Origin of the sequence: Lichenibacterium ramalinae (assembly GCF_004137085.1) — a bacterium.
Classification (GTDB): domain Bacteria; phylum Pseudomonadota; class Alphaproteobacteria; order Rhizobiales; family Beijerinckiaceae; genus Lichenihabitans; species Lichenihabitans ramalinae.
Map to the genome: position 1 here is coordinate 1 of NZ_QYBC01000038.1, position 22864 is coordinate 22864.

19 protein-coding genes are annotated in these 22864 nt (G+C 69.3%); 13 read left to right on the plus strand and 6 right to left on the minus strand.

Features of this window, described 5'->3' with window-relative positions; genetic code table 11:
- Nucleotides 1-123: 123 nt before the first annotated feature.
- The gene (locus D3272_RS25905) at nucleotides 124-984 is read right to left on the minus strand and encodes a DMT family transporter (protein ID WP_129222128.1); all 861 of its coding nucleotides are present in this window, start codon (nucleotides 982-984) and stop codon (nucleotides 124-126) included.
- A 123-nt stretch (nucleotides 985-1107) separates the two neighbouring features.
- Between D3272_RS25905 and D3272_RS25910 the strand changes: the two genes are divergently transcribed.
- Nucleotides 1108-2496, plus strand: a complete 1389-nt coding sequence (locus D3272_RS25910) for an aminotransferase-like domain-containing protein (RefSeq protein ID WP_129222129.1) — start codon at nucleotides 1108-1110, stop codon at nucleotides 2494-2496.
- Nucleotides 2497-2605: 109 nt separating this feature from the next.
- Here D3272_RS25910 and D3272_RS25915 read toward each other — a convergent pair whose 3' ends face one another.
- From D3272_RS25915 to D3272_RS25925, 3 genes are all read right to left on the minus strand, one after another.
- Entirely contained in the window at nucleotides 2606-3289 is a 684-nt protein-coding gene (locus D3272_RS25915; protein WP_129222130.1) for an alpha/beta hydrolase, read from the minus strand.
- Between the two features lie 84 nt (nucleotides 3290-3373).
- Complete coding sequence (locus D3272_RS25920) at nucleotides 3374-6772, minus strand: S41 family peptidase (RefSeq protein WP_129222131.1); 3399 nt, start codon at nucleotides 6770-6772, stop codon at nucleotides 3374-3376.
- An 82-nt stretch (nucleotides 6773-6854) separates the two neighbouring features.
- Nucleotides 6855-7538 carry a DNA-3-methyladenine glycosylase family protein gene (locus D3272_RS25925; RefSeq protein WP_129222132.1) on the minus strand — a complete coding sequence of 228 codons (684 nt, stop codon included), beginning with the start codon at nucleotides 7536-7538 and terminating at the stop codon, nucleotides 6855-6857.
- Between the two features lie 65 nt (nucleotides 7539-7603).
- Here D3272_RS25925 and gluQRS point away from each other — a divergent pair, with 65 nt between their 5' ends.
- The 5 genes from gluQRS to D3272_RS25950 all read left to right on the plus strand — a co-directional run bounded on the left by gluQRS (nucleotide 7604) and on the right by D3272_RS25950 (nucleotide 13369).
- Nucleotides 7604-8524: a tRNA glutamyl-Q(34) synthetase GluQRS gene (gene gluQRS, locus D3272_RS25930; RefSeq protein ID WP_129222133.1), complete on the plus strand. Its 921-nt coding sequence runs from the start codon at nucleotides 7604-7606 to the stop codon at nucleotides 8522-8524.
- Nucleotides 8521-9237, plus strand: a complete 717-nt coding sequence (locus D3272_RS25935; RefSeq protein ID WP_129222134.1) for a 4'-phosphopantetheinyl transferase family protein — start codon at nucleotides 8521-8523, stop codon at nucleotides 9235-9237. The genes gluQRS and D3272_RS25935 overlap by 4 nt, the downstream gene beginning before the upstream one ends.
- 98 nt (nucleotides 9238-9335) lie before the next feature.
- The gene (gene hutU / locus D3272_RS25940) at nucleotides 9336-11003 is read left to right on the plus strand and encodes a urocanate hydratase (protein WP_245496797.1); all 1668 of its coding nucleotides are present in this window, start codon (nucleotides 9336-9338) and stop codon (nucleotides 11001-11003) included.
- A 235-nt stretch (nucleotides 11004-11238) separates the two neighbouring features.
- Nucleotides 11239-12972, plus strand: coding sequence for an arginine--tRNA ligase (gene argS / locus D3272_RS25945; protein ID WP_129222136.1), 1734 nt, complete (start codon nucleotides 11239-11241; stop codon nucleotides 12970-12972).
- 139 nt (nucleotides 12973-13111) lie between these two features.
- Complete coding sequence (locus tag D3272_RS25950; protein WP_129222137.1) at nucleotides 13112-13369, plus strand: hypothetical protein; 258 nt, start codon at nucleotides 13112-13114, stop codon at nucleotides 13367-13369.
- 75 nt (nucleotides 13370-13444) lie between these two features.
- Here the strand turns inward: D3272_RS25950 and lpdA are convergent, their stop codons facing one another.
- Nucleotides 13445-14842, minus strand: a complete 1398-nt coding sequence (lpdA, locus tag D3272_RS25955) for a dihydrolipoyl dehydrogenase (RefSeq protein ID WP_129222138.1) — start codon at nucleotides 14840-14842, stop codon at nucleotides 13445-13447.
- A gap of 360 nt (nucleotides 14843-15202) precedes the next feature.
- Here lpdA and D3272_RS28480 point away from each other — a divergent pair, with 360 nt between their 5' ends.
- The 3 genes from D3272_RS28480 to D3272_RS25965 all read left to right on the plus strand — a co-directional run bounded on the left by D3272_RS28480 (nucleotide 15203) and on the right by D3272_RS25965 (nucleotide 17448).
- On the plus strand, nucleotides 15203-15361 hold the full coding sequence (locus D3272_RS28480) for an AAA family ATPase (RefSeq protein ID WP_428978022.1): 159 nt from the start codon (nucleotides 15203-15205) through the stop codon (nucleotides 15359-15361).
- 3 nt (nucleotides 15362-15364) lie between these two features.
- Entirely contained in the window at nucleotides 15365-16588 is a 1224-nt protein-coding gene (locus D3272_RS25960) for an AAA family ATPase (RefSeq protein ID WP_129222139.1), read from the plus strand.
- A gap of 65 nt (nucleotides 16589-16653) precedes the next feature.
- The gene (locus tag D3272_RS25965) at nucleotides 16654-17448 is read left to right on the plus strand and encodes a DUF4435 domain-containing protein (RefSeq protein WP_165361541.1); all 795 of its coding nucleotides are present in this window, start codon (nucleotides 16654-16656) and stop codon (nucleotides 17446-17448) included.
- Between the two features lie 181 nt (nucleotides 17449-17629).
- Here the strand turns inward: D3272_RS25965 and D3272_RS28485 are convergent, their stop codons facing one another.
- Nucleotides 17630-17719 carry a hypothetical protein gene (locus tag D3272_RS28485; RefSeq protein WP_129222141.1) on the minus strand — a complete coding sequence of 30 codons (90 nt, stop codon included), beginning with the start codon at nucleotides 17717-17719 and terminating at the stop codon, nucleotides 17630-17632.
- A gap of 819 nt (nucleotides 17720-18538) precedes the next feature.
- Here D3272_RS28485 and D3272_RS25975 point away from each other — a divergent pair.
- From D3272_RS25975 to D3272_RS25990, 4 genes are all read left to right on the plus strand, one after another.
- The gene (locus tag D3272_RS25975; RefSeq protein WP_129222142.1) at nucleotides 18539-18919 is read left to right on the plus strand and encodes a DUF6894 family protein; all 381 of its coding nucleotides are present in this window, start codon (nucleotides 18539-18541) and stop codon (nucleotides 18917-18919) included.
- Between the two features lie 54 nt (nucleotides 18920-18973).
- A complete protein-coding gene (locus D3272_RS25980; protein WP_129222143.1) occupies nucleotides 18974-20566 on the plus strand; it encodes a peptide chain release factor 3 in 1593 nt (530 codons plus the stop codon).
- 48 nt (nucleotides 20567-20614) lie between these two features.
- Nucleotides 20615-21361 (plus strand): dienelactone hydrolase family protein, encoded by a 747-nt coding sequence (locus tag D3272_RS25985; RefSeq protein WP_129222144.1) that lies wholly within the window; start codon nucleotides 20615-20617, stop codon nucleotides 21359-21361.
- Between the two features lie 214 nt (nucleotides 21362-21575).
- Nucleotides 21576-22864, plus strand: a 1289-nt coding sequence (locus D3272_RS25990) for a methyl-accepting chemotaxis protein (protein WP_165361542.1), incomplete at its 3' end; no start/stop codon positions are given.

Below are 22864 nucleotides of genomic sequence, written 5' to 3' on the forward strand. Positions count from 1 at the left end.
TCCGCGCCGAGCGCGACTTCTGAGCGACGCCAAGCACAATCTCGCACTCGGAAAGCCCGGCTCTGCCGGGCTTTTCATTGTCGGCCTGCCGCCCGCGGCCGGCCGATGTCCGGCGGCACGGTCTCAGGCGAACCGCTTCGCCCCCGCCACGCAGAGCACCACGACGCCGGTCACGGCGACGAGGCTCCAGGCGACCGGCTCGCCGAGCAGGAGCCCGGCCAGGGCGAGGCCGAAGATCGGCTGCAGCAGCTGCAGTTGGCCCACGCCCGCGATGCCGTCGCGGGCGAGGCCGCGATACCAGAAGACGAAGCCCACCAGCATGCTGAAGACCGACACGTAGCCGAGCCCCGCCCAGGCCGGCAGGCCGATGCCGCCCCAGGCCGACGGCATCGTGGCCCAGGCCAGGACCGCCATGGCCGGCGCGGCCAGGACCAGCGCCCAAGAGATGACTTGCCAGCCGCCGAGCCGCCGCGACAGAGTCGCGCCCTCGGCATAGCCCAGCCCGGCCAGCAGGATGGCGGCCAGCATGAGGAGGTCGCCCGCCATGGCGCCGGGACCTCCCTGGGCCAGCGCCGCGCCCGCGACCGAGGCGCCGCCCACGAGCGAGAACAGCCAGAAGGCGGGCCGGGGCCGCTCCCCGCCCCGCACCACGCCGGACAGGGCGGTCGCCAGCGGCAGCAGCCCGACGAAGACGACCGATTGCGCCGCCGTGATGTGCTGGAGCGCGAGGGCCGTGAGCAGCGGAAAGCCGAGCACGACGCCCAGCGCCACGATGGCGAGCGGGGCCAGTTCGCCCGCCGCCGGCCGCCTCTGCCGCAGCAGCGCCAGGAGGACCGCCCCGAGCAGGGCCGCGATCACGGCCCGTGCCGACGTCAGGAACAGGGGTGGGAACCCCCCGATCGCGAGCCGGGTCGCCGGCAGCGAACCGCTGAAGATGACCACACCCAGGAGGCCGCTGCCCCACCCATCCATGCCACGCCGCATCCCGTCCTCCTCGCGTCCCGCAGGACCCTGGCGGAGTCCGGGCTGGCGAGGACAGGCACGGTCCCGTACGATCCGGGCGAACTGTATGGGACGGTCCACCATACGGAGCGGGTGCCTCCTGCCATGCGTGATCCTGTCGGTAGCCGCACGGGCGCGGTCGTCGAGGCCATCCGCCGACGGCTGGCCGTGCCGGGGCTGGCCGCCGGCGAGCGGCTCCCGTCCATCCGGGGCCTCGCCGCCAGCCTGGGCGTGTCGCCCTCCACCGTCGTCGAGGCCTACGACAGGCTCGTCGCCGAAGGCGCGATCCGGGCACGGCCGGGGGCCGGCTTCTATGCCTCACGCCCCGCCGCGGCGCTCGCCCTGGCCGATGCCGCGACGCCCGCCGACCGCGCCATCGATCCGCTCTGGGTGTCGCGCCAGTCGCTCGACGCCGCCCCCGGCATGCTGAAGCCCGGCTGCGGCTGGCTGCCGGCCGGCTGGATGCCGCAGGCGGCGCTGCGCCGCGCGCTGCGCGACCTCGCCCGGGCCGAGGATCCGCTGCTGGCCGACTACGGCGAGGCGCGCGGTTCACCCGCGTTGCGCCGCCTCCTGTCCCGCCGGGCTGCCGACGACGGCATCGACGCGGGTCCCGACCACGTCCTGCTCACGGCCTCGGGCACGCAGGCGCTCGACCTCGTCTGCCGCGCTCTGCTGCGGCCCGGCGACACGGTGCTGCTCGACGACCCGGGCTATTTCAATTTCCAGGCGCTGATGCGGGCCCATCGCGTGACGGTGGTGGGCGTCCCCCACACGCCGGCTGGTCCCGACCCGGCCCGCTTCGCCGAGATCCTCGCCGCGCACCAGCCGCGCCTCTACGTCGCCAACGCCGCCATCCACAACCCGACCGGGGCGACGCTCTCGCCGCAGGTCGCGCATCGGGTGCTCACCGCGGCCGCCGCGCACGACCTCACGGTCGTCGAGGACGACATCTTCGCCGACCTCGAACCCGAGCCGTCGCCGCGGCTGGCGGCGCTCGACGGGTTGGAGCGGGTGATCCGCATCGGCAGCTTCTCGAAGACGCTGTCGGCCTCCGTCCGCTGCGGCTACGTCGTGGCCCGGCCCGACCGGATCGCCGCCTTGACCGACCTCCAGGTCGCCACCGGCTTCGGCGGCCCGAGCCCGGTGGCGGCTCAGCTGGTCCACGGCATCCTGGGCGATGGCAGCTACCGCCGGCACATCGACGCGCTGCGGCGCCGACTGTCGCGGGCAAGGCGCGAGGTCGCGTCGCGGCTGGCCGATCTCGGCATCGTGCCCTGGCTCGTGCCGCGCGGGGGCTTCTCGCTCTGGTGCCGGCTGCCGGAGGGCCGGGATGCCGCCGAGGTCGCCCGGGCGGCGCTGGCCGAAGGGGTCGTCCTGGCGCCCGGCGCCGTGTTCAGCCCGTCGCGCTCGTCGACGGATTTCATGCGCTTCAACGTCGCCCAGATGGGCGAGCCCCGCATCTACGACGTGCTGGGGCGGGCGTTGCGACACTGAAAGCCCGTCATCGAACGCCCGTTCCCGAAAACGCCGAGCAGTGTCCCGATGTCGTCAGACGGCCGTCAGGCACAGGCTCGACACCGTCACGGGTCCTTGAGCCGTCGCGTCACCGGGCCTGGGGCGTCGGGCGCCCGAAGCTTTGGGCGAGGAACTGGCCGCCGTGGGTCAGGCCCGAGCCGTCGATGCCGTGGGCCACGCCGAAGGACAGGTGCCATTGCGCCGGGATCTCGGCCTTGCCGAGGCTCTCGGCGGCGTCGAACAGCGCGTCGACCGGGATGACGTCGTCGCGGTCCCCATGCACCAGCAGGACCGGCGGCGGCCGGCCGGCGGCCGAGCGGGCCGTGGCTTCGCCGAGATGCTCGGGCCCGACCAGCGTGCCCGAATAGCCCAGGATGGCGGCCGGCGCCCGCCGGCGGCGCAGCCCCGTGTGGAGCGCCATCATGGTGCCCTGGCTGAACCCCACCAGGGCCAGCTTGCCGTCGTCTACGCCCGTGCGGGCCAGTTCGGCGTCGAGGAAGGCGTCGAGGGCGGGGCGTGCCGCGACGACGCCCGTCCAGCGTTCGGCGGGATCGCGCATGGTCAGCGGGAACCATTGCCGGCCCGTCGGCGCCTGGGTGCAGCGCTCGGGCGCGTGGGGCGCCACGAAAGCGGCGTCGGGCAGCCACGCCTGCCACTGCCGGCCGATCTCGATGAGATCGTTGCCGTCCGCCCCGTAGCCGTGGAGGAAGACCACGAGCTGGCGGGCTTGGCGCGAGCGCGCCGGCAGGCGCGGGCCGTCGATGGGGGCCAAGGCGGGATCCTCCGTTGGGCGTGGTGCCCGGGCGTCATGTCGCCCGGGACATCGGCCCTGCCGCGGCGCCGGTCAAGGGCGGCGTCAGGGCTGGCGAGACGGCTGGATGGCGGGCTCGGGGCAGGGCGCTCCGCCGGGCGGCAGCAGGGCCTGCACGGCGGCTTCGAGCTGGGGGTCGCGCCCCCGCGCCCAGGCCTCGGGATCGGAGGGGACGCGGATGTCGGGCTCCACGGCGTGGTTCTCGCTCGGCGTGCCGTCGAGCCGGTGGTAGGGCAGTTCCGGCAGGCCGTAGGTGAGCCCCGGCACGATCAGGGACTGGTCCCACCAGACCGAAGTCCCCGTCCCGGCGACGGGGTCGCCCACCAGGGGGCCGAGGTGGAGGTCGCGGTAGGCGAGCGGGAAGAGCGAGGAATCCGAGTAGCTGGCGGCGTTCATCACCACGGCGGAGGGCTTGGTCCAGCGGTCGCGCGGCTCGTCCTGCGTCGGGCCGCCCCGGGGCGGCACCACGGCCATGTAGGCCTTGCCCGACAGCAGGGTGACGAGGTTGTTGTGCAGGTTGCCGCCCCCGTTGTCGCGGATGTCGACCACGAGCCCCTGCGCGGCGCCGAACCGGCCGAAGATGTCGGACGCGGCGCCGCGGTAGGATGCGGCGTCCATGGCGGCGAGATGCACGTAGCCGAGGCGCCCGCAGCTCAGCGACGCCACGGCGTCGCGCTTGCGCTCCGACCAGGCCCGGTCGGCGAGGTCCCGTTCCCGGCCGAGGTCGACGGTGAGGACCTTCTCGGTGAAAGCCGTGCCGTCCGGATGGTGGGCCGACACGGCGACGACCTGGCGGAGGCGGTCGCGCAGGATGCGCCGGAGCCCGCCCGCCAGCGGCACGGGTTCGCCGTCCACGGCGTCGATCACGTCGCCCGGCCGCAGCGCGCTGTCGCCGGTGTCGAAGGGGCCGCCGGCGATGACGGCCTGCACCTTCATGCCCGGCCCGGGATGGCGTTCGTCGTAGTAGAGGCCGAGCGAGGCCACGCGCTCCGCCGGCGGCACGGGCGGGCGCACGTAAGCCCCGGTATGGGAGGCCCCGAGTTCGCCCGCCATCTCGCTCAGGAGTTCGGCGAGGTCGCGCGTCCCCTCCAGCGACGGCAGGAACCGGGCGTAGCGCTGGCGGGCCGCGCCCCAATCCACGCCCTTGAAGGCGGGGTCGTAGAACTTCCTGGCCGTCAGCGTCCAGAACTGGTCGAAGGCGGCACGGCGCGCCTCGGCCTCGTCCCGCGTGGTGTCGACGCTGATGCGGATCAGCCGCGTCGTGCCGCGCTGCAGGTCGATCTCCGTCAGGCCGTCCGTGCCGGCCTCGTCGAAGCTGTTGCGGGACAGGACGTAGAGGTGGCGCCGGTCGCGCGCCAAGCGCGGCGGCGGCCCGGGCTGGTAGGGGACGGCCGTGAACAGGGTCCGCCGGCTTTCCCGGCGCAGGTCCCGCAGCGTGCCGGTCAGCACGAGGCCGTCGCCCTTGGGGTTCGGCGACTGTTCCACGGTGAGCACGCTCACCCCGTCGGGCATCAGCGTGCCGAACACGATCTGGCCGGGCGCCTGGGACAGGATGCGGGTCCGGTCCGCCATGCCGTCGATCTCGACCGGGATGGGGCCGCGCGGCACCGCTTCGTGGGCGGCAGCGTTGTCGCGGGGGTCGGTGGCCGGGCGGCCGGGAAGTTGCCCGTCGCCACGGTCGCCGGCGGCCGGCGGGAGGTCGCCCACCACCGGCACCATCAGCCGCCGGGCGAAGGCTTCTCGCGCCCGCCGCGACGTGAAGGCGCCCTCGAGGTCCGCCGTCCACCGGCGGTGAAAGGCTCCGGCGAGGTCGCCCTCGTCCGTGTGCCACAGCAGCATGCCGCCTTCGGGGCTCCATTCCGGCCCCCACTGCCCTTCGCCCGACGGCACGGGCCGCTCGGCGGGGCGGGATCCGTCGGCCGGGACCAGGGCGATGTTGCCGAGGAACAGGCTGGGCTGGACCGGCAGGGCGAGCCAGCGCGAGTCGGGGGACCAGGCCAGGGACCAGGGCCCGTCGTCGTAGCTGAAGGTCCGGCCGGGCGGCAGCACCTCGACGTCGTTGCTGGTGGCGGGGTCGAGGACCCGCACCGAGGAGCGGTCCGCCACATAGGCGATGTGGCGACCGTCCGGCGCATAGGCCGGCATCATGCTGTCGCGCGTGCCGGTGGTCAGCCGGCGTTCCGCCACGCGGGTCGCCTGGGAGAACTCGTGCTCCTCCGGGTCGACGATGGCGCTCTCGTAGAGGTCCCAATGCCCGTCGCGCTCGGCGGCATAGGCGACGCGGCGGCCGTCGGCCGAGAAGGTCGGGCCGCGCTCCTCGCCCGCCGTGTGGGGCAGAGTCTTGACGAAGCGGCCGTCGATCGACGCCACGGCGATCTCGCCGCGCGCCACGACGGCGAAGTCGCGCCCGTTCGGGGACAGCGCGACATCCGTCAGGGCATTGCCGCGCCACCCGTGCGGGCCGGGGAAGTCGGTCCGCAGCAGGTGGATGGCGATGCGCTCGGGCGCGGCCGCGCCGTGGCCCAGGCGGTACAGCCCGCCGCCCCAGGCGAAGGCGAGGTCGCCGGCCCGCGACGCCGACAGAAACCGGACGGGCTCGCCGGCGAGGTGGGTGACCTGAACGGGATGGCCGAGATCGGCGTCGCGGTGCCACACGTTCAGCGACCCGGACGTCTCGTCGAGGTAGTCGACGCCGCCGTCCGGCATCCAGGCGGCGCTGCGGCTCTCCTGCGCACCTCCGGTGAGGCGGCGATGATGGCCGCTCGCCGCATCGTAGACCCAGACCTGCCGAGCCGCGCTCGACACCTGATGGCGCCGGAAGGGCTGCTCGATCGAGGCGCCGGTGTAGAGCAGGCGCTGCCCGGCGGGGTCCCACTGCGCCTCCATCGCGGCGTTGGGCAGCACCATCGTGTCGCGTCCGCCCGCGACGGGGACCTGGTAGAGCTGCCGCCCGTCCTCGTGCGTGTTGGGGATGGGCCCGGTCTCGACCGCGTCGCCGAGCCCCGCCGACCAGAACAGCACGGCCGCGCCGTCCGGCGTGAAGCCGGTCGGCGCCTGGTCGTACTGGGCGAAGGTCAGGCGCCGGGCTTCGCCGCCGGCCGCCGACACCGCGAAGACGTTCATCGGCCCGAACCGGTCCGACGCGAAGGCGATGGTGGTGCCGTCGGGCGACCAGACCGGGCGGGCCGCGTAGGCGCCCGCGGGCGTCAATGCCAGGGCGTCCCCGCCCGATGCCGGCACGATCCAGATCTGGCCGGCGCAGCGGAACGCCATGCGGGTGCCGTCGGGCGAGATCGCCGGATCGCGCAGCCAGAGCGCGGCCTGGGCTTCCGCCGCTGCCGGCGTCGTTGCGGGTGCCGGGACATCCGCGGCGCGGGCCGGGGCCGCCGCGAGGGTGGCGCAGCAGGCCAGGAGCGCGAGGCTTCGCGGTAGGGCAGGGACCACGGGCGAATCACCTCCGATATCGGCGAAGCAACCCCTCATAGCGCCCCGCGCCCCACAGGTCGCACGGAAAGGTGAGGCGCGCCTAACTGTCGCCCAGCCCGATGCCCCAGCCGTCGCGCGACTTGCGGGCGCGGTAATAGCCCCAGAGCAGCCGGGCCGCGACGGCGCGGTGGGGGCGCCAGCGTTCGGCAATGCGGGCGAGGGCGATGCGGTCCGGCCGGGCGTCGAGGCCGAGGGCGAGGCGTGCCGCCTCCTCGAGCGCGATGTCGCCGGGCGGCCAGGCATCGGCGTGGCCAAGGCAGGACAGCAGGTAGAGCTGCGCCGTCCAGGGCCCGATGCCGCGCAGCGCCGTCAGCTGGGCCGCGGCCGCGTCGGCCGGGAGCTCGGCGAGCCTGTCGAGCGGCAGGCGCCCCTCGGCCACGGCCGCGGCGGCGGCCCGCAGCGTCAGCACCTTGCCGGCCGACAGGCCCGCGCCGCGCAGCGTGGCGTCGGAGGCGGCGAGCACTTGCCCGGCGTCGAGGCCCGGCAGGGCGGCCTGAAGCCGGCCGAAGATGGCGGCGGCGCTGGCGGTCGACACCTGCTGCGACACCACCATGGCGGCGAGCCCGGCGAAGCCGGCCGCGCGCCGGCGCAACGGCGGGCGGCCGCCGACCTCCAGCAGATGGGCGACGAGGCCCGGGTCCCGCGCCGCGAGGTCGGCGATGGCGCGGTCGAGGTCGGCCTCGCTGTCGATCAGCGCGGGGCGGCCCTGCGTCATTTCCCCCATGACCGCGGCCTCCCGGGCGTGCGAACCTGCCGGGCCCGGCATGGCGGGCGGAGCGATTTCGCGGGATGGGGCGGACGGATCACGATCGCGGGTCGGGCGACGGGCGGGTGTTCCGCTTTGCCCCGTCCCCCAACGGCCTGCTGCATCTCGGCCATGCCCTGTCGGCGCTGCTGAACCGCGACATCGCCCGGGCCGAGGGCGGCAGGCTGTTGCTGCGCCTGGAGGATATCGACCGCGAGCGCTGCCGGGAAGCCTTCGCGACCGCGATCGTCGACGACCTCCGTTGGCTCGACGTCGCCTGGACGGGGACGCCGCGGCGGCAGTCGGAGCATTTCGCCGCCTACCGCTCGGCCCTCGACGCCCTCGCGGCGCGGCGGCTGGTCTTCCCGTGCTTCTGCACGCGCGGTGCCGTCCTGGCGGCCAGCGCCGCCAAGGCCGCCGCCACCGGCGTGCCGCGGCCGACCGATCCCGACGGCGCCCCGCTCTATGTGGGCACCTGCCGTCAGCTGTCGTCCGCCGAGCGGGCGCGGCGCATCGCCGAGGGTCGGCCGGCGGCGCTGCGGCTCGACATGGCGGCTGCCCTCGAAGCCGTCGGGGCCGAAGGCCGGCGTTCCCTGCGCTGGCGCGAATGCGGGGACGGCGCGGGCGAGCGCGACGTCCCCGCCGAGCCCGCCGCCTGGGGCGACGCGATGCTGGCCCGCCGCGACGTGCCGACGAGCTACCACGTGTCGGTCGTGGTCGACGATGCCCTGCAGGGCGTCACCGACGTCGTGCGGGGGCGCGACCTGTTCCACGCCACCGGGCTGCATCGCCTGCTGCAGACCCTGCTCGGCTTCCCCGCCCCGCGCTACCACCACCACCGCCTCGTGCTCGACGCGGGCGGCCACAAGCTGTCGAAGAGCCGCGGCGCCCCGTCGCTGCGCGACCTGCGGCGCGAGGGGCTGTCGCCGGCCGACATCCGGCGCCTCGTCGGGCTCGGCGGGTGATCGCCGCCGGGCCGCATGTCGAGCCCGCCGGCGCGACCGTCCCGGACGACGTCCGGCTCGTGCGGCTCGACCTCGACCTCTCGGTGCCGCTCGCCGATCCGCTGTTCGACGTGCTGTCGGGCGCCGAGCGGGACGCGGCCTCGCGCTTCCACCGCCACGCCGATGCCGTCCGCTCCGCCGCCACCCGCGCGGCGCTGCGGCGCCTGCTCGGGGCCGAACTCGGCGAGGCGCCCGGAGCGCTGCGCTTCGCGTGCTCGGAGCGCGGCCGGCCGTCGCTCGCGGGCGGGCGGGCGGGCATCGACTTCAACGTGTCCCACGGCGGCGACCACGCGCTGATCGCCTGGTCGCGGCGGCGGCGCGTCGGGGTCGACGTCGAGCCGCGCCGCGCCGGGCGGGACTGGGGCCCGCTCGCCCGCATGGTGCTGGGCGCCGAGGACGCGCGCCGCATCGCCGAGGCGCCGGACGGGGCGGCGCGCGACGCGCGTTTCCTCGACGTGTGGACCGCCAAGGAGGCGCTGCTCAAGGCCGAGGGGAGCGGCATCGCGGACGGGATCGCGGGCTTCTCGGTCCTGTCGGCCGATGCCCGCAGCCCGCGCGTCGGCGGCGACGGAGCCATGGCGGCGCGGCTCGCCGGCTTCGCGGCGGCATGGCTGCGCGCCATCCCGGGCCACGCGGCGTGCCTGGCCTGGGAGGCGGCGGCCTCCTCCGCCTGAGGGCAGGCGGCGGCGTTGCCTGCCGCCGCGACTTGTCTATACAAGTTGGGTTGCCGGCACCGAACCCTCCCTCCCGCGCCGCCGACCAGGAGACGCCCGTGTCCCGCCTCGACAATGCCCGCATCGTCCGCAGCCCGCGCGGCCCCGCGCTGTCCGCCAAGTCCTGGCTGACCGAGGCGCCGCTGCGCATGCTGATGAACAACCTCGACCCCGAGGTGGCGGAGAAGCCGGGGGAACTGGTGGTCTACGGCGGCATCGGCCGCGCGGCGCGCGACTGGGACAGTTTCGACCGCATCGTCCACGCGCTGAAGACGCTCGACGGCGACCGGACGCTGCTGGTGCAGTCGGGCAAGCCTGTCGGGGTGTTCCGCACCCACGCGGATGCGCCGCGCGTGCTCATCGCCAATTCCAACCTCGTGCCGCGCTGGGCCACCTGGGAGCATTTCAGCGAGCTCGATCGCAAGGGGCTGATGATGTACGGCCAGATGACGGCCGGCTCCTGGATCTACATCGGCAGCCAGGGCATCGTGCAGGGCACCTACGAGACCTTCGTCGAGATGGGCCGGCAGCATTACGGCGGCTCGCTGGCGGGGCGCTGGATCCTGACGGCGGGCCTGGGCGGCATGGGCGGTGCCCAGCCGCTCGCCGCCACCATGGCGGGCGCTTCCTGCCTCGCCGTCGAGTGCCGGCCGAGCTCCATCGAGTTCCGCCTGCGCACCGGCTACGTCGACGTCGAGGCCAAGGACCTCGACGAGGCCATGGTCCTGCTGGAGCGCGCCAAGGCCGAGGGCCGGCCCGTCTCGGTCGCGCTCCTGGGCAACGCCGCCGAGGTCTTCCCCGAGATCTTCCGCCGCGGCATCCGGCCCGACTGCGTGACGGACCAGACGTCGGCGCACGACCCCGTCAACGGCTACCTGCCGGGCGGCTGGAGCGTGGCGGAATGGGAGGACCGCAAGCTCCGCGACCCCGCCGCCGTCGCCGCCGCCGCCAAGCGCTCCATGGCGGAGCACGTCCGCGCCATGCTGGACTTCCACCGCGCCGGCGTGCCGACCGTCGACTACGGCAACAACATCCGCCAGATGGCGCTGGAGGAGGGCGTCGGCGACGCCTTCAGCTTCCCGGGCTTCGTGCCGGCCTATATCCGGCCGCTCTTCTGCCGCGGGGTCGGGCCCTTCCGCTGGTGCGCCCTGTCGGGCGACCCGGAGGACATCTACCGCACCGACGCCAAGGTGAAGGAGCTGATGCCGGGGGACGCGCACCTTCACAACTGGCTCGACATGGCAGCCAAGCGCATCCGCTTCCAGGGCCTGCCGGCGCGCATCTGCTGGGTCGGCCTCGGGGACCGTCACCGCCTCGGCCTCGCCTTCAACGAGATGGTGGCGCGCGGCGAGCTGAAGGCCCCGGTGGTGATCGGCCGCGACCATCTCGATTCCGGCTCCGTCGCGTCGCCCAACCGCGAAACCGAGGCCATGCGCGACGGCTCGGACGCCGTGTCGGACTGGCCGCTGCTCAACGCGCTGCTCAACTGCGCCTCGGGCGCCACCTGGGTGTCGCTGCACCACGGCGGCGGCGTCGGCATGGGCTTCTCGCAACACGCCGGCATGGTGGTGGTGGCGGACGGCACGCCCGAGGCCGCCGCGCGGCTGGAGCGGGTGCTTTGGAACGACCCCGCCACGGGGGTGATGCGCCACGCCGATGCCGGCTATCCCGACGCGATCGACTGCGCCCGGGCCCAGGGGCTCGACCTGCCGGGCATCCTGGGCTGAGAGCCGGTGAACGCGTGCCGATGACGAGGGGGAATATCCCAACGTTTCCAAAGGGCATCCAGGCACGCGTCCGAGACGGTCAGGAGCGCCGAGGGTGCCGAGCCCTTCCCAGCCGGCGCACCGGAACCTATAGGGACACCGGTCGAGGCCGAACGTGCTGCCGGGCGCCCGGCAGGCCGGGCGAGGGCGAAGCCCGGTCCCGGGGACGGCGCCGGAAGCGGGTTGGAGTTTGGTGATGGTGGACAGCGTGATGGGCCGGGTCGACGACCTGCTCCGGCAGGCCTTCGCGGCGGCGGGACTGCCGACCGAGGCCGTGCGCAGCGTGCCCGCCAGCAAGCCCGAGTTCGGCGACTTCCAGTGCAACGCCGCCATGGCGCTCGGCAAGGCGGCGAAGCGCAACCCGCGCGACATCGCCGCCGCCGTGGCGGAGATCCTCCGGGCGTCGCCCGAATTCGCCGCCGTCGACGTGGCGGGTCCCGGCTTCCTCAACCTGCGCCTCGCCGACGCCTTCGTGACGGCCCGGGCCCGGGCCCAGGCGGCCTCGCCGGACCTCGGCATCGTCCGGCGCGACGACCCCCCGGTGCTGATCGACTTCGGCGGCCCCAACGTGGCCAAGCCCCTCCACGTCGGGCACCTGCGCTCGCTGGTGATCGGCGAAGCCCTGTCGCGCATCTTCGCCGCCCAGGGCGTCGCCGTGACGACCGATATCCACCTCGGCGACTGGGGCCTGCAGATGGGCATGCTCATCGCCGCCATCCGGCGCGCCCATCCCGAGCGGGCACCCGGCACCGTCGGCGAGGCCGTCACGGTCGACGAGATGCAGCGGCTCTATCCCGAGGCCTCGGCGGCCTGCAAGGCCGAGCCGGAGCGCATGGCGGAAGCCCGGGCCCTCACGGCCGCGCTGCAGTCGGGGGATCCGCAAGCCTTTGCCGACTGGTCGGCGCTGCGCGCCACCTCGCTCGCCGACCAGCGGCACGACATCGACCGGCTCGGCACGCGCTTCGACCTGTTCCTCGGCGAAAGCGATGCCCAGGCCATCGTCGACACGCTGGTGCCGAACCTCGTCGCCCGCGGCCTCGCCTACGAGAGCGACGGCGCCCTGGTGATCGACGTGGCCGAAGGCTCCGACGCCAAGCCCCTGCCGCCGTTGATCCTCGCCAAATCGGACGGCGCCGCCACCTACGGCACGACCGACCTCGCCACGATCGCGGGCCGGGCCACCGATCCGGCGCTCGCCCGCTGCGGCCGCTACGTCTACGTGGTCGACGAGCGCCAGTCCCTGCATTTCAACCAGGTGTTCCGGGCCGCCCGGCGCTGCGGCATCGCGCCCGGGGTCGACCTGGTGCACGTGGGCTTCGGCACCGTGAACGGCGTCGACGGCAAGCCCTACCGCACCCGCGAGGGCGGGGTGGCGCGGCTGCGCGACCTCTTGGCCGAGGCCGTCGACAAGGCGCGCGGGCGCATCGAGACGGACGACCCCGCCATCGACCGGGACGTGCTGGCCGAGCAGGTGGGACTCGCGGCGGTGAAATGGGCCGACCTGTCGACGCTGCGCCTGTCGGGCTACAGCTTCAACCTCGACCGCATGATGTCCTTCGAGGGCAACACCGGCCCCTACATCCAATATGCCTGCGTGCGGATCGGCGCCATCGGCGCCAAGGCCGACGCGGCCGGCTTGCGGCCTTCCGCCATCGCGCTCGGCCATCCCGCCGAGCGGGCGCTCGCCATGGCCTGCCTGAGGCTGCCGGTGGCGGTGGCGGCGGCCACGGCGGGCTATGCGCCGAACGAGATCGCCGACCTCGCCTTCGCGGTGGCGCAGGCCTTCAGCCGCTTCTACGCCGAATGCCCGGTGCTCAACGCCGAGGACGAGGAGGCGCGCGCCGCCCGCCTCGCGCTCTGCGGCCTCGCCCATGCGGTGCTGTCCAAGGCGCTTTGGATGCTGGGGATCGCGGTGCCGCAGCGGATGTGACGGTCGGGAGGCCGTTTCGCGCCCGACCCCCCTGCGCCGAGCCGCGAGTGGGTCGTCACCGAGCGCGTCGCGCCCCGGGCAGAAGCCATTCGCATCCGGACGCGAGACGCCCTAGATTGAGGCGCGACAGGGGGTCGACATGACGACGATGCATCTAGAGGTGTACGAGGCGTTCCGGTCTCTCGATGTGTCGGAGGACAAGGCCGCCAAGGCTCCTGTGGTCCTGGGCAAGACGGGCGACGAACTCACCACCCTGCGCGCCGACATGAACACCCGTTTCAACAAGGTGGATGTGGACCTCGCCATCATCAAAGGCGATCAGGTCCTCGTGCGCTGGATGCTCGGCTTCATGCTCGCCCTTCAGGTCGCCGTGCTCTTCAAACTGTTCACTCACTAGCGGCGGTGCACGCCCTCATCGAGGGCGAGACGGTGCCGCCCGCGATGGGGCGGCCCGCCGCGCCGGCCGGTGCCGTCAGACGTGGATGGCGCGCTTGTCGACCGCCATGGCGGCCTCCTTCACGGCCTCCGACATGGTCGGGTGGGCGTGGCAGGTGCGGGCGAGGTCCTCGGCCGAGCCGCCGAACTCCATCAGCACCGAACATTCCTGGATCAGCTCGCCGGCCCCCGCCGCGATGATGTGGACGCCCAGCACCCGGTCGGTCTCGGCATGGGCCAGCACCTTCACGAAGCCCTCGGTGTGGCGCATGGCGCGCGCCCGGCCGTTCGCCGTATAGGGGAACTTGCCGGCCGTGTAGGGGATGCCGGCGGTCTTCAGCTCCTCCTCGGTGGCGCCGACCGAGGCGATCTCCGGCATGGTGTAGACCACGGCCGGGATGACGCCGTAGTTCACGTGGCCGGCCTGGCCGGCCAGGATCTCGGCCACCGCCACGCCCTCGTCCTCGGCCTTGTGGGCCAGCATGAGGCCGCGCACCACGTCGCCGATGGCGTAGATGCCGGGGACGTTGGTCTGGAAATGGTCGTCGATGACGACGCGGCCCCGCTCGGTCGCGACGCCGGCGGCCTCGAGGCCGAGCCCGTCGGTGTTGGGGCGGCGGCCCGTCGCCACCAGCACGACGTCGGCGTCGAGCCGCCGCTCCTCGCCGCCCGCCACGGGCGCGAAGGTGACGGAGGCGCCGGCATTGGTGGGCTCCACCTTCGACACCTTCTGGCCGAGGTGGAAGGCGAAGCCCTGCTTCTCCAGCATGCGGTGGAAGGTCTTGGCGACCTCCCCGTCGAGGCCGGGCAGGATCCGGTCGAGGTATTCCACGACTTCGACCTCGGCGCCGAGCCGGCGATAGACCGAGCCGAGCTCGAGGCCGATGACGCCGGCCCCGATGACGATCATGCGCTTGGGCACCTCGGACAGGACCAGGGCGCCCGTGGAGGAGACGACGGTCTTCTCGTCGACCGGCATGCCGGGCAGGGTCGAGACCTCGGAGCCGGTCGCGATGACGATGCTCGTCGTCTCGATCGTCTCGACGCTGCCGTCCTCCTTGGCGACCTCGACGATCCCCGGGCCCTTGATGGTGCCGAGCCCATGGAAGGCGTCGACCTTGTTCTTCTTGAACAGGTAGGCGACGCCGTTGACGTTGGCCGCCACCGTGTCGTCGCGGTGCTTGCCCATGGCGGCCCAGTCGAGCTCGGGCTTGCCCACCTTCACGCCGAGCGCCGGCAGGTCGTGGGCGGCGGCGGCGAACATCTCGGAGGCATGCAGCAGGGCCTTCGACGGGATGCAGCCGACGTTGAGGCAGGTGCCGCCCTGCGTGGCGCGCTTCTCGACCACGGCGGTCTTGAGGCCCAGCTGCGCCGCCCGGATGGCGCAGACGTAGCCGCCGGGGCCCGTACCGATCACGACGAGGTCATAACGCATGGGGAGTTCCACCGGGCTGGACTGTCGGCGCCGCCCGCGCGACGCACACCCGCGGTAGATCCGACGTTCCGCCCCATAAATCAATGAGGCGCGCCGCCCGGCATGGCTGAGATGTCGATACGCAATGATCCAGCACGGATTTCTCTGCCCCGGCCAGCTTTCTGTGTGTCAGTTCTGTGTGGCTGATGCACATGGGCATGGCGTTGGAGAACCACGACGTTAACAAACGCCGCTGCTGCTCACGAGATCAGAGAATTGTCAAGAGAGCAAACGCCTGCGGCACCGCGACGCTCTTCCACCTTGCGCATGGACAATCTCAGGGTAGATTTAAGGCAAGCGATTTGGATGTCAGTGGACCAAATGAGAATCGTTTCCTTTGTATCTCACCGGCTCAATGGTTATCTAGATTTCGATCTAAATTTCCATGAAGACCTGAGCTTTCTAATCGGCATCAATGGGAGTGGCAAAACAAGCGTACTGAAGGCGATCGTTGGCTGTCTAGGTCCTGATTTCGATTGAATTATGTCTACAGTTTATGATGACTTGCGGGTTATCGCTATCAACGGTGACTCGGTCATAAGAGTCTCTGTATCAAGAATTCCAGCTGGAACTGAAATATCTTTTCAAGAAAACGATGAGCAGCCAGTATCTCAGATATTTGATTATGAATTCTATCAGCAGTTAGCTAATGTTTCTGAAGATTACTCTTACTATGATGAGGGTGGACGAGTTCAAGTCCGGGAGAAAAAGTCTTCTCTGCCGCTTCAGTTCGACGTTATCAGCAAAATATCATCACTGCCGAATCCGATCTTTCTAGGACTTGATCGGAGTTCGCTGCCGTCGCAACGACTCGTATCTCAAAGAGCTTTTAGAACCCGTCGAGCAGCAGTTAGCAGAAGGCCGCATGCCACGATTCGCACCTTTCTAGATGAAAGCGTGTCACAAGCGGAAGCTGCAGCTACAGAAGCTGTTGGCGTCGCTTATCGTGAAAGAGCAAAACTGGCCGCGAAGCTGAGAGAAGACATTTTACTTACGATGTTCTCTGACGTTTCACAGGGTGCTGGCCCTATAAAAGTGCCAAGGCAAAATGATCTGAGACGGTATGAAAAAGTGCGTCGTTCGATTAAGAGTGCATTCTCTGTACTTGGAATCACTCAGTCTAAAATTGAGAGTTCTATCGATCCATTCTTCGGCGACGTCATTGAGGTGGCATCCGAATTTATAAAGCACGGAAGTATTGAGAAGGTAATCAAAAACAAAGACGCAAAAGTCCAGCAGACGTTGTATAGATGGTTTTCAATTCAACCTCGACTGTCTTTGATTTCGCAGCTTGAGACATTAATCAATCATTTCAACAACGAACAAAGAGAATTGTTTGCGTATTCAGTTAAATATACGGAAATAATGAATGCATTTTTCAATGACTCAAATAAGAGTATAGGATTTAAAGAGGACGGATCCTTGATTCTTAGGTTGCCGTCCCACCCTGATGGAGCAGATATCTATTATCTATCATCCGGTGAACGACAATTATTCGTTCTTATCACGTCCCTTATGTTCAATGACGACAAGCGTCAAGCACAGATTCTAATCATTGATGAGCCAGAACTCTCCCTGCACCTCAAATGGCAAGAGATGTTCATCGAGTCTCTTCAAGAAGCTAACCCTGAAGTTCAGCTTATTATGGCGACTCATAGTCCAGCTATCATCCTCGACCGTGATGAAAAGTGCGTCGACTTATCATGATTAGATATTCTTCAAGGTCTCGAGTCGGATATGCACGATTATATCGAGTTTACAACGATGTAGATGTGTACGTTGAGGACTCAACCTATATCGGCGTATATGAAAAGATGCTGAACCGAGCACTGAACGGCAAAGCAAAAATTCAGCGGGTCATACCGCTTGGAACACGAGAGTTTGTTGTCGAAAAGGCACTAGAAGATACCGAATTAGATGGAAGGCGAAGATTGTACATCGTAGATGGCGATCTTGATTTAATTGCATGGGAGCGAATGAAATCGGCACCGCATCTATATCGCCTTCAGGCCTATAGCATTGAGAACGTGTTGTTCGAGTTAGAAGCTGTTGAGAGATATTGTACGTTTGCGATGCCGGCTAGAACCTCCGGAGCCGCACTGTCCAGTGTGTCATTCGACAACTTAATGTCCGATGTGAAAACTCAACTGGCGCCTTACGTAACCGTACTAGGGATAGCTCGACGTCTAAAGTTAAGAGATGCTATATTTTCGATTAATCCGCCATCTATATCGAGAACAGAACGTGGAAAATACATAGGCGTCGATAAAAACAAATGCCAAAAACGAATTCGACAGATGATATCAAAGATCATATCTGAAGTCGGTCTAAGAAAGTACAGAATTACCAAGGGTAAGGTGCTAAAGATAATCAGATCAAAGAATTTACCGGCGGAGCAGTTTGTGCCTGGTAAGAGCTTTCTAATCTGGTATTTGAACCACCGTGTGGGATATGCTGGTGGTCTATCTCATACTCAGCCGACCATTGTTTCGTATCTCGCCGAGCACTGCACACTTCGGCATGAACCGAAGCTGTCCAAGCGACTTAGAGCAGTCGCCTCAGGCTGATTGCTCAGCCTTGGTGTAAGAGCTTGAAGCGCAGGACCTTAGATTAGCACCTAGCCTATCGTATCCGGTAAAAGAACTTTTTAGCAGCTAATTTCTCTGTAATGAATTTTAATTCAGTGAACATTTCACTTTCTACGAGAGACTTATTAAAGTCAGTAAGCTTGCGTCCGTTGTATCTATCCTAAGTCTTAGCATTCGCACCTCCTTCTTTCTGCCGCTCCAACATCATAGAGCGCTCAAATTCAGCAACGGCGCTCATCACTGAAAGCATCAGCTTTCAAGTTGGCGCTCCGGTGTCGAGACTAAGATCTATAACTTTTAGAGATACGCTGAAGACTTCCGGCCTTTGAACGGTCCGCCAGAGGTTAGGAACTGAGCGAGCTAATCAATCCATCTTTGTAACGACGAACGCGTCGCTTGATCGCATGAACTTCAGGAGTTTTTCGAGAACCGGACGTCTCCCGAAAGAGGAAACCTGTTCGGAAAATACCCTTTCCGCACCAGCCGCACTCTAGTCACGATACTGAGCTTCCAGGCCGACAGTTTGGTCAAGAGTGGATGTTCGAGCATATCCGACAATCATTCATTTCCTACCCTGTTCCAACATATACTTAATCATCGTACAATATCCGTTTTAGAAATGGATAACAACGTTATCAGGACATATTACGCTAAGAGTCAGTCAGTCGATATGAGCAAGCTCTAGCGGAACAAACGACAAACGCGCAAGCTCAATCAGTGGCTTCGGATCACGAAGCCTAAATTGCAGATTATTCGTGCCAACTGGCTGCTTTGCAGTGATTCCGTCCGGTATGTCGTACCCTCACAATTTTTTGTGTGTCAGCATTGCGTGTCGGTTCACAGCATAATCACGAAGTCCGTCTACGCACCGGAGCGGTAGTTCGGTAGATCTGGCATGGCTGAGATGCCGGGCCCATCGCCGTGCCGAACCTCCGCGGGGCGTCCCGGCGGCCTGTCGATCCTGCCGCCAGCCCCGACCCCGACCAGTCGTCACCCCGGCAGATTTGACGGGGTGTGCGTTCAGTGGCCAAATTCTACCCTGGCGATCCTGTTGGGGGAAGGATCAGGCATGCCGACTTACTTCTTCGACGTGTACGATGGTGAGGTGACGCTACGGGATGAGTTCGGCATCGACCTCGAGACCGGAGACGAGGCCGCGGCGCAGGCGGCCGCGCTGCTTCCCGACATCGCCCGCGACACGCTGCCGGGCACCACGTCGCGCGACTTCATCGTGAGCGTGAGGGACGAGGCCGGCCTGCTGGTGCACAGGGCCGCCCTGCTGTTCCGGGCGCGATGGATGCCGGACACCGGTGCTCCGGAGGGCGAGCCGCGCGGTGCGCCCGCGACCACTCAGCGCCATGCGGCGCGGAGCGGAGGCCACAGGGCGGGAGGGGCGGAACACGGCTTCGGCAGGCGGCCGCGGCGGCGGCGGGTGTCGGCCGCGCTTTGACGGACGCGCGACGGCGCTTTGCATCGGGACGCCCGAGGCGCTATCCCGTCCGGCATGTCGACACAGCCCCGCACCGAGGACCCGATCACGCGTCGGCGGACCTTCGCCATCATCTCGCACCCGGATGCCGGCAAGACCACGCTGACCGAGAAGCTGCTGCTGTTCGGCGGCGCCATCCAGCTCGCCGGCGAGGTCCGCGCCAAGGCCAACCGTCGCCAGACCCGGTCCGACTGGATGGGCATCGAGCGGGAGCGCGGCATCTCGGTGGTCACCTCGGTGATGACCTTCGAACACGCCGGCTGCGTCTTCAACCTGCTCGACACGCCGGGCCACGAGGACTTCTCGGAGGACACGTATCGCACGCTGTCGGCCGTGGATTCCGCCGTCATGGTGATCGACGCGGCCCGCGGCATCGAGAGCCGGACCCGCAAGCTCTTCGAGGTGTGCCGCCTGCGCGACATCCCCATCGTGACCTTCGTCAACAAGATGGACCGTGAAACGCGCGACCCCTTCGACCTGCTCGACGAGATCGAGAAGGTGCTGGCCCTCGACACCGCGCCCGTCACCTGGCCGATCGGCCGCGGCCGTGCCTTCGCCGGCACCTACGACCTCGCCCATTCCATGATCCGCAAGCTCGACAGCGACGTCGAGGCGCCGATGACGCCCGTCGACGGCCCGCGCGACCCGGCGATCCGCGCGCTGCTGCCCGAGCACGAGGCCGATGCGGCGCTGGACGAGCTCGAACTCGCCCGCGACGCTTGCCGGCCCTTCGACCGGGCGTCCTTCCTGGAAGGCCACCTCACCCCGGTGTTCTTCGGCTCGGCGCTGCGGACCTTCGGCGTCGCCGACCTCATCAACGCCCTGGCGGATTTCGCTCCCCCGCCGCGCGGCCTCCAGGCCGAGACCCGCTACGTCGACGCCCACGAGGCCAAGATGACGGGCTTCGTCTTCAAGATCCAGGCCAACATGGATCCGAACCACCGCGACCGCATCGCCTTCATGCGGGTCTCGTCGGGCCGGCTGACCCGGGGCATGAAGGCCAAGCTGGTCCGCACCGGCAAGCCCATGGCGCTCAACGCGCCCCAGTTCTTCTTCGCCCAGGAGCGCGCCATCGCCGACCAGGCCTTCGCCGGCGACGTCGTCGGCATCCCCAACCACGGCACGCTGCGCATCGGCGACACGCTGACGGAGGGCGAGGACCTGGTGTTCCGCGGCGTGCCCTCCTTCGCACCCGAGATCCTGCGCCGCGTGAAGCTCAACGACGCCATGAAGGCCAAGAAGCTCAAGGAAGCGCTCCAGCAGATGGCCGAGGAGGGCGTGGTGCAGACCTTCGTGCCCTACGACGGCTCCGGCGCCATCGTGGGCGTCGTCGGGGCGCTGCAGCTCGACGTGCTGGTGGAGCGGCTGCAGGTGGAATACGGGCTGCCGGTCTCGTTCGAATCGAGCCGCTTCGAACTCGCCCGCTGGGTGACCGGCGAGGCGCTGGAGCTGAAGCGGTTCCTCGACGCCTATCCGTCGTCCACGGCCGTCGACCTCGACGGGGCGCCGGTCTTCCTCGCCTCCTCGGCCTTCACCCTGCGCTACGAGCAGGAGCGCTGGCCGCAGGTGACCTTCTCGGACATCAAGGACTACCAGCGCGCCGCTTGAGCGCGACCAGCGCGCCGCCTGAGGGCGGCGCCCGCGGGGAGGACCGGCATGATCATCCGCAGCGACGAGACCATCGACGTCCCCACGCCCACGGGGCCGATGCGGTGCCATGTCGTCCGCCCGGCCGTGCCGGGGCGCTACCCGGGCGTGGTGTTCTTCTCGGAGATCTACCAGGTCACGGGCCCGATCCGCCGCCTCGCCGCGACCGTGGCGGGCCATGGCTACCTCGTCGCCGTGCCGGAGGTCTACCACGAGCACGAGGCGCCGGGCACGGCCCTCGGCTACGACCAGGCCGGGACCGACCGGGGCAACGCGCTGAAGTTCGCGAAGCCGGTGGCGGATTTCGACGCCGACGCGGCCGCCGTCATCGGTGCCCTCGCGCATCATCCGGCCTGCACGGGCCGCCTCGCCACGCTGGGGGTCTGCCTCGGCGGCCACCTCGCCTACCGCGCCGCGCTCGACCCCCGCGTTTCGGCGGCCGCCTGCTTCTACCCCACCGACATCCATTCGGGCACGCTCGGCGCCGGCCGCGCGGACGACAGCCTCGCCCGCATGGCGGAGCTGAAGGCCGAGGCGCTGTTCGTCTTCGGCCGGCAGGACCCGCACGTCCCCTTCGCGGGGCGGCAGGCGATCCGTGCCCGCCTCGAGGAGGCCGGCGCCACCTACGCGTGGCACGAGGTGAACGCGGCCCACGCCTTCCTGCGCGACGAGGGCCCGCGCTACGACCCGGCCCTGGCCGTGCAGGCGCTGGGCTGGATGCTCGGCCTCTTCGACCGGGTCCTGCTGCGGGGCTGAACGGGCGCGGCCCGCGTCCCGCCGCAACGGAAGCTTGAGGAGATCGTAACGTTCGCGTGGCAATCTGTGGATGCAGCGACACGTTTCGGCGACGTTCCGGTCTCCTATCGCGAGGCCACGCCCGCGCCACCGTGTGAGCTGCCCGAGCCCGCGGCGCTGAGCCACCTCAGCCCCGGCCCGGCCATCGCTCCTCGTCGGGAAAGCAGCGACGTCCATGCGTTTGCCCAAGGTCACGATCTCGCGCAGGCTCGCCCTGTCCTTCACGGCCGTGGTGGCGGGGGTGCTCGTCATGTGCGGCGTGATCTACGCGTCGACCCAGCGCCTCGCCGAGGCCGAGGCCGCCGCCGCCGTGAGCCACGACCTGTCGAGCGCCGTCACCCAGGGCCAGATCGAGATGCTGGATCAGATGAACCTGATCCGCACCTACGTGGTGACCCAGGATGCCGCCGTGCTCGACCGCGCCCGCGAGCGCCAGGGCCGTTTCGACAAGCAGGTGGACCTCGCCCGCGGCCTCGCGGCCCGGCACGAGCAGGTGATCCCGCTGATCGACGCGCTGCAGACCGCCTATGCGAGCTGGCGGACGGAGGTCGCCGACCCTGAGATCAACCTGGCGGGCGACCCCGCCACGGTCGGCAAGGCCATGAAGCTCGTCGGCGGCGCCGTGGCCCGGCTGCGCGAGAAGGACGTCGCCGCCAAGGCCGCCGTGGTCCTGTCCACCATGCGGCAATGGGCGACGGAGGAGCAGGCCGCCTCGGCGACGGCCCTGCGGGTGACGACCGTGATGCTGGTCGCCGGCGGCCTCCTGACGGCGGGCCTCGCGGCCCTGATGGGCTGGCGCCTCAGCCGGACCATCGCGGCGCCGGTGCGCGGCATGACGGCCGCCATGGACCGGCTCGCGGCCGGCGACCAGTCGGTCGCCATCCCGGCCCTCGGGCGTCGGGACGAGATCGGCACGATGGCGGCGGCGCTGCAGCGCTTCAAGGAGGACGCGCTGCGGGCGCGGGCGCTCGAGGCCGAGGCCGGCGCGGCCCGCCGGGCCGCGGATGCGGAGCGCGCCCGCGCCGAGGCGGACCGGGCCGAGGCGGCCCACCAGCAGGCCGAGGTGGTGGGCGCCATCGCGGACGGGCTCGACCGCCTCGCCCACGGCGACCTCGTGTCCCGCCTCGACCGGGCCTTCGCCTCCGAATACGAGAAGCTGCGGGCCGACTTCAACGGCGCGCTCGCCCGGCTGCAGCAGACCCTGGCCATGGTGGCGCAGAACAGCGGCGCCATCCGCTCCGGCACGGGCGAGATCACCTCCGCGGCCGACGACCTCAGCCGCCGCACCGAGCAGCAGGCGGCCTCGCTCGAAGAGACGGCGGCGGCGCTCGACGAGATCACCGCCACGGTGCGCAAGACCGCCGAGGGCGCCCGCCACGCCGATGCCGCGGTGCGCAAGGCCAAGGCCGGCGCGGAAGATTCCGGGCGCGTCGTGCGCCAGGCCGTGGAGGCCATGAACGGCAT